Source organism: Flavivirga amylovorans, from assembly GCF_030540875.1.
In the GTDB taxonomy this organism is placed as follows: Bacteria; Bacteroidota; Bacteroidia; order Flavobacteriales; family Flavobacteriaceae; genus Flavivirga; species Flavivirga amylovorans.
This window is the reverse complement of sequence record NZ_JAUOEM010000003.1, coordinates 204,141-216,856: the sequence shown is the minus strand read 5'-3', so window position 1 is coordinate 216,856 and position 12,716 is coordinate 204,141. Positions and strand designations below refer to the sequence as shown.

The window sequence follows — 12,716 nt, the reverse complement described above, 5'->3', positions numbered from 1 at the left end:
TATGCTAGGCTAATTTTATTACATATATATATTTTAATTTTCTATTTTAACCATTGACATTTTGCCATTATATGGTTTATCTCCTTTAGACTGTAAAGCTCTAGTTGCTTGTTCTACACTACTATATTTTTCATAATAAATGAAATATTTACTAGTGTTTTCATCGTAGAAAAAGTTTACATCTGCTTGTCCAGCAGAGACCGTTTTCTTCACAAATTCATCTCTCTTATCAACATCATTATGTACTGCAATTACTAAATAATAACCGCTTTCTACATTTTTAATATCCTTTACAATTCGTATGTTTCCGCTTTGTTTTTCTCCAAAATCAAAATCTTCTTCTTTAAGAGGCACTGCGCTAACAGGTGTATTTCGTTTAATTCTATTTAATGTTGCCATATCTTTAGAATACCTATCATCTGCATTATCGTAAGCTGCTCTTTTAATTCTTCGTTTTCTCTCTATTTCTGTAGCTACTTTAATTTTTTCTAATGTGGCCATTAAATTTTTTCTTGAATTTAAAGCCTGTGCTTGTTCAGATTTCAATCTTTCCAGCATTTTTAATTCTGCTGGATTAATCGACCCTTTATATGATTTTTCTAATGCTGTAATTTTATTATTACGAGTACTAATAACACCATCAAGCTCAGATTTTAAAGATTCTAAAGCAGCGTTTTCAGCTGTTATACTTTTAAAAGGTTTTGGAGCTGTAAAAATTCCTTTCTCTCCTAAATCATTTTCTTCTTTTAAATCTTTAAGGTCTTTATCTCTACTAGCTACTGTCTCATCTAGTCTTGTTAATAAATCATTCATCGATTTAGTAATATCATCAACTGGTGAAGGCGCTGCTGCTTCTGCTTCTCTTTTAAGTCTAGCTTCTTCGTCCGCTTTGGCTTTCGCGGCTGCTGCTTCTGCTTCACGTTTCAGTCTAGCCTCTTCGTCTGCCTTGGCTTTCGCGGCTGCTGCGTCTGCTTCACGTTTCAGTCTAGCTTCTTCGTCTGCCTTGGCTTTCGCGGCTGCTGCTTCTGCTTCACGTTTCAGTCTAGCCTCTTCGTCTGCCTTGGCTTTCGCGGCTGCTGCTTCTGCTTCACGTTTCAATCTAGCCTCTTCGTCTGCCTTGGCTTTCGCGGCTGCTGCTTCTGCTTCACGTTTCAGTCTAGCCGCTTCGTCCGCTTTGGCTTTCGCGGCTGCGGCATCTGCTTCTCGTTTCAGTCTAGCCGCTTCGTCCGCTTTGGCTTTCGCGGCTGCGGCGTCTGCTTCCCGTTTCAGTCTAGCCGCTTCGTCTGCCTTGGCTTTCGCGGCGGCGGCGTCTGCTTCCCGTTTCAGTCTAGCCTCTTCGTCCGCTTTGGCTTTCGCGGCTGCGGCATCTGCTTCTCGTTTCAGTCTAGCCTCTTCGTCCGCTTTGGCTTTCGCGGCGGCGGCGTCTGCTTCCCGTTTCAGTCTAGCCTCTTCATCTGCCTTGGCTTTCGCGGCGGCGGCATCTGCTTCTCGTTTCAGTCTAGCCTCTTCGTCCGCCTTGGCTTTCGCGGCTGCGGCGTCTGCTTCCCGTTTCAGTCTAGCTGCTTCGTCTGCCTTGGCTTTCGCGGCTGCGGCGTCTGCTTCTCGTTTCAGTCTAGCCTCTTCATCTGCCTTGGCTTTCGCGGCTGCGGCATCTGCTTCACGTTTCAGTCTAGCCTCTTCGTCCGCCTTGGCTTTCGCGGCTGCGGTATTTGCGGCATCTGCTCTTTCTTTGGCTCTTTCTGCTGCTGCTGCTGCTCTAGCTTCTGCATCTGCTTTAGCTTTTGCTCTTGCCGCTGCTCTATCTTGTGCTGATACTTTTGGTTTAGAAGGAGCTTTTCGTCTTGCTATTGCACGTCTTGATCTCTTAGCTGGTATGATCATAGAACCTTCTTCATCATCACCACTATATCTATACCTGTATCTGTTTTTAAATTTATAAGCTAAAGTAATATCATGGGAGTTTCCAAAATCTACTAAATCCCCCATAGCTTTTTCATAATTATACTCTATAGAAATTTGAGTACTTATGTTAAAGCCTATGCCTCCAAATAATCCGTATAATGTATTGTATCCGGCTTGGGCCCAAATACCTTTAGGAATTGTTAGCATCGCCATTCCTGAAATAACGGTGTTATCTTTTTTGAATTCTGACCTGATTAATGCAGAAAATTTACTTTCATCAAAAAATCCACGAGAATTTGTATATCCAGTATACATGGCATGAATTTGAATACTTTGCTCAGGATCATCTTCTACTATTTTAGAACCGTTAAGGTTATATAAAACGGCATTGTTTATTGAGAGTCCAAAATCGAGGAAATCTGTTCCATAATTTATTCCCGGATTTATAGTTAATAAAGAATTAGAAGGTATGTTTTCTAATGAAGGGTCTGGAAAATTTGTTACTACTTTACCTTCGTTTAAACCACTTCTATAAAATCCTAGATTAATACCGAAAGTTAGATTACTATCTCTACTTAAAGCAACGTTATAGGCAAAGTTTAAAAGACCACCGAAAGTAGTTAATACACCGTAGTTTTGCTGAAATAAGCTCACACCTATTCCTATGTCTTCTCTAAACCTTCCTGAATAACCGAATAAGTATGTTTGTGGAGCATTATCAAATTGACCCCATTGTCTTTTATTATTAAAACTAACATATTTATTTTGTTCTCTTACAAAACTAAAAGTCGGGTTAACTATATGTCTATTAAACTTTAAGGAATTTCTAACGGGTATAGCAAACGAAACAACTCCATTTACTTCTTCTTGAGTATGGAATTGTTGTATGCAACATAAAAATAAAACGATATGTATTAGATATTTTTTCACGTTATTTTATGACCGTTATTGATCCTTTTTTTGTTTTTTGACCCTCGGTCGTTATTATATAATAGTAAACTGGGTTTACGTCTTTAAGATTTAATTCTGTATCTGGCCAATTATTCTGATAATCATTGGTTTGAAATACTATTTTTCCTTGAGAACTAATTATTACAATGTCTGCATTTGTTCCTGAAATATATTCTTTAGGGATGACCCAGGTATCATTTACACCATCTCCATTAGGGCTTATTAAATTGGGAATATTTTCTACATCGGGAAATGTTTCTTGTATTGCAAAAAGAAATTCTTTTGATGATATACATCCTACTGTTTGCTTTATAACAGCTTTATAATCACCTGTTTGTGTTGCATCAAAACTATCGCTAGTAGCTCCAGGAATTAAAACGTCATTTAAATACCATTCATATTCTGGATTAGTAGCTGTATCTATTAAAGTAATTGTTAAAGTCCCACTTGCTGGCAATAAGTTTACATCTGGCTTTTCGTCAACATCAATACTGCTTGTAAATTGATTGGCATCTAAATTAATGGATCCACTTGTTGAGCATGTTCCTAAAGAAACATTTACTTCATATAAACCAGATTGGTCTGTTACATATGTTTCTGTTATAGCACCATCAATCTCATTACCATCTTTGAACCACTGATAGCTATCACCTCCAGAGACTGTACTTAAAGTTGTTTCTCCTAAACTAGAGCAGTATGGATTACCTAAACTTGAATTTATATCGGTAGAAGCACCTCCTGAGGATGCCTGACTGACTGTTACTTTATTTGAAGATGAATCTGGAGTACTACAAGGACCATAATTTGTTTCAACAAAGTAAGTCCCAGGTTCACTTACAGCTAAACTAGCGCCATCTGTAACAAAAACAGATGTAGTCGGACTTGTTTCCCTATACCATCTAAATGTAAGTGAAGGGTATTGTAATGGCGAATCGTTTTCTCCTGTTCCTGGATTGTCTATGGTTAGTAAATAACTTCCTCCTGCACAATAAACAGCAGTATCATTTAAGTTATTAATTGTAAAAGGTGTGTTTTGAATTTTATAGTATGCTGCAAAAGACTTAGAACCACTACTTGTAAATGCGGTTTCAGTACTTTTTATTCTTATTTTATATGCATCTCCTGCTGCTGTAGTTGGCAAAGAAAAATCAATAATACCTGGTGAAGTGGTAATGGCTCCTATGGCAGAAGTAAAAAGTATTTCTGGATTTGAAAAACTTCCATTTTCATCGGAAAGTTCTAATATAAATTGATTGGATGACGTGTTTATAGATCCTTCTTCAAATACAAATTCTGCCTCAAAAGAATTAAAAGTATCACTCGCACAAGCTCTGCTAGTAATTTCTAAGGTTGGGTTTCGTATAATTTGCGCCTTCATTTGTCCGGCAAAAAACAGAAAAACAACAATGATAATATTAGTAGTAATAGTAAAGTTTCGCATACGATATTATTGTCTTTAGTTAATAAAACTTTTTGAAACAATTACCGTTCTAACGACGATACCATTAGAATAATAGAAAATCACTTTTAATAATTGTTGGTTGGTTTAATTAAAAAGAACTCTGCTTAAATTTATGGGAAGGTTCAACTTATATGAACTGAACCCCTTCCAGTAAATTTAATTTTTGCCATTGGCTGCTATTATTTTATTAATACGCAATCTATAGTCAGGTCTTCTTCTATTTTTTAAATCAATAAATGTTTCTGAATTTTGAGTTTTGGAATATACATTGTAAAAAGATCTATTACCATACCAATTCTCTAAATCCTCATTATTAGAGTTATACTCTTTAAATATGTTTCCATTACAGTTATTAAAAAACATATCAACGAATTTAATTTTCTCTAAATTTTCTTGATTAATAATTATTTTATCATCTAATATTACAGCTGGATTAAATCCAGAAATAACACTTTTATTAATATCCAGAGACGCTTTTTCTCCTATAAAAACAGCTTCTTTAATTAAGCCTAATTGAATATGGGAATTTAAATCATCACTCATATTTAACATCGTCATATTTTTAGCAATTATTGATGTTCCAGGCTTTGTAAAATCAACCTGTTCTTTTTTATCGTATGAAGAAATATCTAAACATCTTGCTCCTTTACTACTGGTAGCATATGGAGATCGAATAGCTAATGAATTATCTAACCTAGATTGTGTCCCTAAATTAAATTTAAAATCGTTACTATTAGAGCTATAAGAAACTGCTTTAACAAAATTAACACCTCCACCCATTACTTCAAAAGAATCTCCTTCACAATAGCTTACCATTATATTTTCCAATACTGTTTCGTTACCGACACCAGCCAATAGCAATCCATCAAATTTAGCCGCTCCTCTTCCTTTCTTTCCTCCTCCAGCATACTCAATTCTAACATACTTCAATACACCAGAATTACTTTTAACATTTTCGCCGCCATAATTTGTATGTTGATACGAAGATTGGTCTAGATTAGCATACATAGATGCAACAGAACCGTTTCCGAATTTATTGGTCGGGGCATCACCTAATAAAATGATACCTCCCCAATCTCCCGGTTTTTTAACACTTCTATTAGAAGTAAATACTATTGGATCTGTTTCTAAACCTTCTGCCATTATAGTTGCTCCTTTAGCAATAGTTAAAGATGCTTGCGATTCCCAATCACCAATAATTACGGTTCCTGGCTCTATAGTAAGCGTAACACTATCTGTAACAAAAACATTACCCATTAATAGGTAAATATCTTTCTTATATAGTTTTTTATCCTCGGTTATATTTCCTGTAAGAATCTCATTCGGTTCTCCGTAGTCAGCACTTTTAGGATCAAAATCGGTCCAATTATTCAACCAATTATCTGTACCAATTATTCCTTTTTCTTGCTGGGCTGATGCACTTCCAGTCAATAAAAGCAACACCACTATTTGTATAATTTTTCTCATAGCTGTTAATATTTAACACTTGTTAAGTTCAATATTCAAATTTACAATTATTTACAATTTAATTCCATAAAAAGCGAATATATTCGATGAAATGCATAATATTGAAAGAATTTACTTATTAATTTACTCGATGTAATACACTGTATCTATTTTAACTACTCTTTGCGAATAGAAAATCTTACATTGCTAATGTTTTAAATTTTATAAAAACAAAAAAGCTTATTTTTATAAAATTTATAACCTAAAGAAAATCTGTATACTAAAATGATTTTGTCTATTTATATATTATACAAATAATGTATACTATAAAATAAACTATAGAATGATACTTAAGGTTTAATTTAGAATTAAACCTTTATATATTGTATTGTTAATGAAAAAAATTATTTATCATTAGTCCGATAAACAAATAATATAAACAAATCTTAATTAACGAAATTCACTGTATTGATGCAGTGCTTTCATTGTATCTTCGTAGAATATAATAGCTGCTACTAAATTACTTTTATCTGAGTATGGCAGCATGGTTCTCTGAAAATTTAGAGTTGTTTCTAAAAATGCATCAGATGCTTCAAATTCGTCTTCTAAAGTAGATCTGTTATCTTTTGTATTTGGAATACCTAAAGTAGACATTGTTACACCTGGTTTTGTTGCAAATGCAATATAAGGCAACGTTTTAACAAGAAGCTTTATTCTTTCAATATAAAGCTCTAACAATTGTCCTTTTTGCATGCGATCCAATTCATCCTTGTCATGGTATTTTTTTATTCCTACTTTTTCACTAATAATACTTCTAGGGGCATCTTTTTGAGCAAAACTTGCGCCCGTTATTAAAAATAAACTAAGACTAAAAAATATAATTTTCATTTTCATATTACAAAATTTTCTTGATTATGAATAGCAAAACTATGCAAATAATCTTAAAAAACAACATTTTAACCGATTTTTTTGCATTTTATCCTGAATTTTGTTAAAATATATGGTATAACAGTGAGTTACAATTAGATAAAAATAGCTCAAAAATGAAAATTATTGCTTTTAAACATGAAATGTTTGCCTCTATAACTCACGAAATTTAAGAAAAAGCACAACTAAAATTACTTCTATTTTTATTCTCTTATAACAATATCTTTCTTATTTACTACTATTTAGCAACATAGAAAACTGGACTTGCAACAAAAAAGTGGATAATTAATTGTTTTTAGTTTTTTGATAAAACAACTTATAATTTAGGGGTTAAATCTATTAATCTTTGTGACACCCCTCTTGGTCTGCCTCCATTATTATTTTTCCTACACCTAGCTTAGCCAATTTTGGATTTAATTAAATTTTAATAGATTTCTTGACTTAATAAGGAATAAGATTAATGAGGGGTTTTCAAATGCTTTTCTAACTTTTTTATAAGCCAACCCCATTTGATTTTCCACCGTTTTGATAGAAATCCCTAAAATTTCTGCAATCTCTTTATACTTAAAACCTTGTACCTTATTCATTTTAAGTATTTCTCTACATTTTGGAGGTAAGGTTTCTATGATAGCATTCATTTTTTTAATTCTTAAATCAATGAGAGACTTATCTTCTTTAATCCTTTCTCTTAGAGCCTTCTCATAAATATTGTCTAAAAGTTTATTCACTTTTTTTTCATGTTTCCTGCTATCTATAAAAAGATTATAAACCATTGTGTATAAGTAGCTTTTCGGGTTTTTAATTTCATTAAGTTTAGCCCTTCCATTCCATAGATTCAAAAATACTTGCTGCACAATATCTTCAGCTAGCATTTTGTCGTTAGTATAGGTAAGTATATAGGCTACTAGCCTATCGTAAAATAATTCGAACAAATATTTAAATGCCGTTTTATCCCCTTCTCGCAACCTTTTTATGGCATCTTTTTCATTCATAAAATTTAAAAGTTTCTCAAAGATTAAAAAAAAAATATTTTTTTTTGGGGGTTTTTCTAAAAAAAAGAGTCACGCTATTAAATTAAAAGAAAAACTCAAAACCCCAAATTATACATTTAATTATGAAATATTTAATATATAAAGTTTTAAATCGTACAATCACCGATGCTGAGCTCAGAGAACTTCAAAAATGGTTAGAAGATTCTCAAAATCAAATAACGCTCGAAAATTATATTAGAGACAATTACGATATAAACTTAAGTCAGTCTAAAGCTAATATTGATGAAGCTTTTGCGGGAGTGATTAAAAGGATAGAAGAAACTAGCATGCCATTAAAGAAAATACCTTTGTATAAGAGAAGCGTATTTAAATATGCTGCGGCAGCTGTTATAGCAATTCTTATTTCTCTTCCTTTATTAATAAAAAATAATACACAAAAAGTAAACCACGAGCCTATCATTGTAAATAATACCATTAAAAAAGGTACAGATAAAGCAACACTTACATTAGAAGATGGTACAGATATAACTTTAGTAAAAGATCAAAGTTATGTTACTGATAATATAAAGAGTGATGGTACAAAGATCATTTATGAAAAAACCAATTCTGTTAAAACAGAAATAGCTTATAACTATTTAACCGTACCAAGAGGAGGACAGTATTACGTAAAACTTTCTGATGGCACTAAGGTGTGGTTAAATTCAGAATCAAAACTTAAATACCCAACAAATTTTATTAGCGGAGCATTAAGAAAGGTAGAATTAATATACGGAGAGGCTTACTTTGATGTATCTCCAAGTAGCGAGCACGATGGTGCAAAATTTAGTGTCATTACAGACAACCAAGAATTAGAGGTTCTAGGCACTGAGTTTAATATTAAAGCCTACAAATATGAAGCCTACATATACTCAACGCTTGTTGAGGGTAAAGTGAATATCGTAAATGGCGCCTCTAGTACCAGTTTAAGTCCAAATCAACAAGCTATAATTAAACAGAATACTTCTGGAATTGAAGTAGTGAACGTAGATACGTTCTCAGCAATCTCTTGGAAGGAAGGCATCTTTAGTTTTGAAGACATGCCTCTTGATAAAATCATGAAAGTGTTAGCCAGATGGTATGATTTTAATGTGATTTTTGTAGACCCAACCCTTAAAGACATCCTATTCACAGGAATTTTAAGAAAAAATCAAAGTATAAAAGAAATATTAGAAATTATTAGAACTATAAATAATATTACATATGAAATAAACAACGACACTATCATTTTTAGGTAGTACTAAAAATAAAGGAAAAAGAGGTTAGAATATCTCACCAAACAAACCTCAATTTCCCTAACACGTCAATTAATAAATTAACTAACACACAAATTTATGGAAATTAAATTAACAAGTGTTCTTTCTTTCAAACGAAAGAACTTACTAAAATTTATTATGAGAACATTTATACTCTTATTTTGTTCTACAGTCTTTAGCTTAACATCAGATGGGGTATTCTCTCAAAATGCAAAAATCAAGATTGATGCAGATAGAACCATAAGCGTTGATGAGGTTTTTAAAATTATAAAAACCCAAACAGATTTTAATTTTATCTACAAATCTGGCATGTTTAAAGATTATCCCAAAATAAATGTGAAAAAAGGGGTAATAAACGCTAATAGATTATTAGAAAAAAGCCTTTCTAAAGGAGATTTCAAATTTAATATTTCGGCCAATAACACTATTACTATACGTCAAGCTTCAGAGGTACAGGAACTTGTGATAACTGGTACAGTAACAGATGAAAATAATCTACCACTATCTAGAATCACTGTTTATGTATCAAATAGAGAGCCTACATCAGAAAAAATATCCAGCGACTTTGTTGTGAGAAGCACATCAACAGATTTTGATGGTAAATTTACCATAAAAGCAGATGTTGGCCATTATTTAATTGTCTCTGGTTTAGGATATGAATTTTTCAAAGATCAAATTAAAGCAGAACAAACAGTATACAATATTACGCTAAAAGAGAGTATTAGTGAATTAAACGAGGTAGTAGTGGTGTCTTCTGGATATCAAAAAATTTCTAAGGAAAGAGCTACTGGTTCTTATTCAGTAATAAAAGGAAAAGATGTAAAAACATTGGAAACTAGCGTTCAAGCTAGGCTGGAAGGGCTTGTTCCCGGAGTTTTAAATTCTACTTTTGGAGATGCTAACTTTATGGTAAACTTTTTACCAGATTCAGATAACGATAATAGGTTGATCATGCGTGGTATTTCAACTATTACAGGAAACTCTTCTCCATTGGTAGTTATTGATGGCTTTCCTACTGATGAAGGATTATCTAGTATTAACCCAAATAACATTGAAAAAATTACTTTTTTGAGAGATGGAGCTGCGGCATCTATTTGGGGAGCACAATCTTCTAATGGTGTTATTGTAATTACAACAAAAAAAGGTTCTGCCTCAGTACCAAAAGTATCTTATAGATATACACATCAGTTAACTCCAAAATGGGATTTAGACTATTTAAATAAAGCCAATGCAAGTGAAACAATTGATTATTTAGAAGAAGTGCTTGGAGATGCACTTAATGGAATTGGCCCTAATACTATTGAAACTTCAAGACCAACAGAGTTAAGTTATTTAATGCGTGATTTGAGAAATGGAGCTATTGATCAAATTACGTACGATGCTGCTGTAGCTGAAATTAGAGCTAGGGGTGACAACTTTGATCAGTCTAAAGATAAACTATTGGCATTTGGAACTATTCAACAACATGACTTAGCTGTTCAAGGAGGCGGAGATAAAATTAACTATAGAGCCTCCCTTAACTACCTATCTAAAGAAGGTGGTTATGTTGGTAATGAAAATGAAAAAATCAATTTTAGATTGAATAATGAATTTAAAATTAGTGATCGCTTAACAGCGAGTTTAGGGTTGAATTTTATTTACGAAGATGCAGATTACTCGCCAATTTTTGCAAGGGAACCAGGTGTAGGTGGTAGATCAGCTGTTATAGATCAAATTGCTCCTTGGGAGCAGTTAGTAGATGATCAAGGTAACTATCTTAATCAGTCTAGAAATTACATAGGAGAACCATTAGGACTAAGAGGTTTTTTTAATCTAAGGCATTCTGATTTTGTATTAGATCGATATGGAATAGAAACTCATAGCAATTTACTTAACGATATAGATGAAACAAGTAGAGGATTTAAATCTTTTTTAACAAGATTACAAACGAATATTAACTATAAAATCACTAAAGATTTAACTTTTAACGCAGGTTTTCAGTATGAGAGAGGAAGCAGAACAGATAAGAGTTTTTGGAGTAAAAATGCAAGAATTCTTAATCAGTCAAGAGCTGCCTTTACTCGTACTGATTTTGTTACTGGTGATATTGTTGAGGAGATAATTCCAGAGGGAGCACTTCAACAGGTCAATACAGGAGATAATTACGCCTATACTATTAGAGGAACATTAAACTATGACAAAACTTTTGGTAAACATTCTATTGTATTACTAGGAGGTGGAGAAATTAATAAAAGGTTTAATGAATTTTATAAATCAACCCAATTTGGATTTGACCCCTCAACATTAATTGAAAAACCTGTAGATATAAATGATCTTAATGGAGTTATTTTTCCATCACTAAATGCGAATAGATTTACTTTCTATTTTGATGATTTTGAAAATTTTAGAGAGATAACATCTCAAGATGATAGGTTTGCCTCGTATTTTGGGAATATGGGATACATCTTTGACAAGAAATATATTCTTAATGCCAGTGCCCGTGTAGACAACTTTAATTTGTATGGAGGCAATGCCAGGTTTAATCAGCAACCATTATGGTCTCTTGGAGCAGGCTGGAATATTTCTAAAGAAAACTTTATGGAGAGTATTTCCTGGATTAACAATTTAAAGTTAGCATATACCTATGGCAGCAATGGTAATGTAGTTAGGGGAGCAATTCCTGAACTACAAATATCACAAAATTTTGATGCCTTTGCAGGTCAAATAATTGGAACAATAGAATCCCCAAAAAACGATGCCCTAAAATGGGAAGAAACTGTAACCAATAACATTAAACTAGACTTTGGGTTGTTTGATTATAAGTTATCAGGTTCTTTAGATTTTTATCACAGGAAAAGTATTGATGTTTTATCTAGTAGAGAGATTGACCCTACATATGGAATAAGACGCGTTACAGCAAATAATGGTACTATTGTGAATAAAGGATTTGAACTTGAACTCAATACTAAATTAATACAGAGAGAAAATTTTTATTGGGGAGCTACAATGTTAGTATCGTATAACAAAAACGAAGTACTTGATGTAGAAACATCAGAGCGGAAAGAGGTCCCAGAAAATTTATTGCGAGGTTTATATTCAGCTCCGGGGCTTCCTGCAAATGGATTGTATAGCCTTCAGTGGGCCGGTATAAGTGAAGAAGGGCTGCCGCAAGTTTTAGACGTAAATGGAGAAGCAACAACCCAGTATACTGATTTAACTGGAATTGATATGCTTGTTTTTAGTGGTTCTGTTGTACCAAATTGGGTTGGTAGTTTTAGATCTCAATTTAGGTATAAAAACTTAGAGTTATCTACAATGTTTGTTGGTAGTTTTGGGCATGTAATGCGTAGAGATGTTCCTAACCTTAATTTTAATCAAATTACTAGACCGCATGCAGATGTGGTTAATCGCTGGAAACAATCAGGAGATGAAGCTACTAGCAATGTACCAAGAATTGGAACACGTTTTACAGAACCAATATTAAGCAATAATTTGTATCAATTTGCTGATATTAATGTAATATCCGCAGATTATATTAAATTAAGAGAAGTAAGTCTTATTTATAATATACCAGAGTCTGTTTTATCTAGTTTATCAATTGGTCCATCTCAATTAATTTTACAAGTAAATAATCCTTGGAGATGGACAGCGAATAATGACGGTATAGACCCAGAAGCTCATGAATTATCTTATGGTACAAGATTGTTACCTATTATGACTTCTTATACTGTTGGTTTGAATATTAACTTCTAAAAATTAGAACAA

Annotated in this window: 7 protein-coding genes; 2 read left to right on the top strand and 5 right to left on the bottom strand. The window is 33.0% G+C overall.

Annotated features, from left to right (window positions below):
* Window positions 1-33: 33 nt before the first annotated feature.
* The 5 genes from Q4Q39_RS09460 to Q4Q39_RS09440 form a co-directional block, all read right to left on the bottom strand.
* Window positions 34-2,832 carry a PorP/SprF family type IX secretion system membrane protein gene (locus Q4Q39_RS09460; protein ID WP_303282189.1) on the bottom strand — a complete coding sequence of 933 codons (2,799 nt, stop codon included), beginning with the start codon at window positions 2,830-2,832 and terminating at the stop codon, window positions 34-36.
* Between the two features lies 1 nt (window position 2,833).
* Window positions 2,834-4,294, bottom strand: a complete 1,461-nt coding sequence (locus tag Q4Q39_RS09455; protein WP_303282188.1) for a T9SS type B sorting domain-containing protein — start codon at window positions 4,292-4,294, stop codon at window positions 2,834-2,836.
* 177 nt (window positions 4,295-4,471) lie between these two features.
* Window positions 4,472-5,782, bottom strand: a complete 1,311-nt coding sequence (locus Q4Q39_RS09450) for a beta-helix domain-containing protein (protein ID WP_303282187.1) — start codon at window positions 5,780-5,782, stop codon at window positions 4,472-4,474.
* A 429-nt stretch (window positions 5,783-6,211) separates the two neighbouring features.
* Window positions 6,212-6,655: a hypothetical protein gene (locus Q4Q39_RS09445; protein ID WP_303282186.1), complete on the bottom strand. Its 444-nt coding sequence runs from the start codon at window positions 6,653-6,655 to the stop codon at window positions 6,212-6,214.
* A gap of 446 nt (window positions 6,656-7,101) precedes the next feature.
* Window positions 7,102-7,680 (bottom strand): RNA polymerase sigma factor, encoded by a 579-nt coding sequence (locus Q4Q39_RS09440; protein ID WP_303282185.1) that lies wholly within the window; start codon window positions 7,678-7,680, stop codon window positions 7,102-7,104.
* A gap of 122 nt (window positions 7,681-7,802) precedes the next feature.
* On the opposite strand from Q4Q39_RS09440, the gene Q4Q39_RS09435 reads away from it, so the two are divergent.
* Together Q4Q39_RS09435 and Q4Q39_RS09430 are read left to right on the top strand one after the other, a co-directional pair.
* Window positions 7,803-8,954, top strand: coding sequence for a FecR family protein (locus Q4Q39_RS09435; RefSeq protein WP_303282184.1), 1,152 nt, complete (start codon window positions 7,803-7,805; stop codon window positions 8,952-8,954).
* Between the two features lie 156 nt (window positions 8,955-9,110).
* Window positions 9,111-12,704: a SusC/RagA family TonB-linked outer membrane protein gene (locus Q4Q39_RS09430; protein WP_303282183.1), complete on the top strand. Its 3,594-nt coding sequence runs from the start codon at window positions 9,111-9,113 to the stop codon at window positions 12,702-12,704.
* Window positions 12,705-12,716: the final 12 nt, after the last annotated feature.